Source organism: Streptomyces sp. SPB074 (assembly GCF_000154905.1).
Classification (GTDB): Bacteria; Actinomycetota; Actinomycetes; order Streptomycetales; family Streptomycetaceae; genus Streptomyces.
In genome coordinates, this window is record NZ_GG770539.1 from 5,190,914 (window position 1) to 5,191,945 (window position 1,032).

At 81.3% G+C, this 1,032-nt stretch carries 1 protein-coding gene and 1 pseudogene; one reads left to right on the forward strand and one right to left on the reverse strand.

Annotated elements, in window-relative coordinates:
* A pseudogene (locus SSBG_RS31620) lies at positions 1-184 on the forward strand (HAD family hydrolase); the annotation flags it as partial.
* Between the two features lie 84 nt (positions 185-268).
* Here SSBG_RS31620 and SSBG_RS21995 read toward each other — a convergent pair.
* The coding region (locus SSBG_RS21995) for a hypothetical protein (RefSeq protein ID WP_106429374.1) at positions 269-1,032 on the reverse strand (764 nt) is incomplete at its 5' end.

Here is a 1,032-nt window from a genome sequence, read left to right on the forward strand (position 1 = left end):
CGCCGCCGACTGCCTCGTCCTGGAGGACTCCGCCGCGGGCATCGCCGCCGGACGCGCCGCGGGCACCACGGTCCTCGGCGTGGGCCCCCGCGCGGCGGCCCACGCCCCCGACCACCACGTCACGGACCTGCGCGCGGTACGGATCGAGGGCACGACCGACGGCGTACGGGTCCTCCTGGGCTGAGCGGAGTCCGGGCGCCGGGGAACGGGGCCGGGCGCCGGGGAACGGGGCCGTGGGCCGGAGACCGGGCCGGCCGGGAGCGCCCTCTCACTGCCCCGGTTGCGGCGTCTCCCCCTCCAGCTTCGTGCGCGTGTCGCTCCCGTAGACGCCGTGCTCGTCCCGCGCCCCGCGCGTGATCTGGTACGTCGTCAGCGCGTAGGCGAGGGTTCGGTCGAAGCTGTCGCCGTCGCCCCCGGGGTAGATCCCCACGAGCCGCAGCCGTTCCTTGAGCTCGCCGACCTCCGGGCCGCTGTCGCCCCGGCGCAGCACCGGAGCGGCGACCCCCTCGGGCGGTCGCTGCTCCGAGGGGCCCCCGGTGGGCGGCTCCGTCGGGGCGGTGACGGTGGGGAGCGGCGGGGGCGCCTGGCTCGCGCCCGGGGGCGGGGACGTCGCGGGGTCCGAGGCCCCGGGACCCGGCGTGGTGGACGGCGCCGGGGCGCCGGACGAGGGCGGAGCCGAAGCGGAAGCAGACGCCGAGGCGGACGGCGCGAGGGAGGCGGCGGCCGGGGCGGAGGAGGACGGCGACGCGCCCGGGGCCGCCTCCGCGCCGCCGGTGCGGGCCGTGCCGGGCCCCGCCGTCGCGACCCCGGGCGCGGGTTCCGGGGCCGCCGCGTCCGGGCCGAAGACGCCGCCGGCGAACAGCGCGGCGACCACGCCCGCCACCGCGAGGGCCGTGCCCGAGGCCACGTACACCGCCTTGCGCCGCCCGCCCTCCTGCGGCTCCTCGCCCGGGGCGTCGGCCCCGGTCTCCGGCGCGCCCGGCACGCGCGGCAGCCGCGCCGTGGTCTCGGGGAGCGCGCCGCCGTACGTCG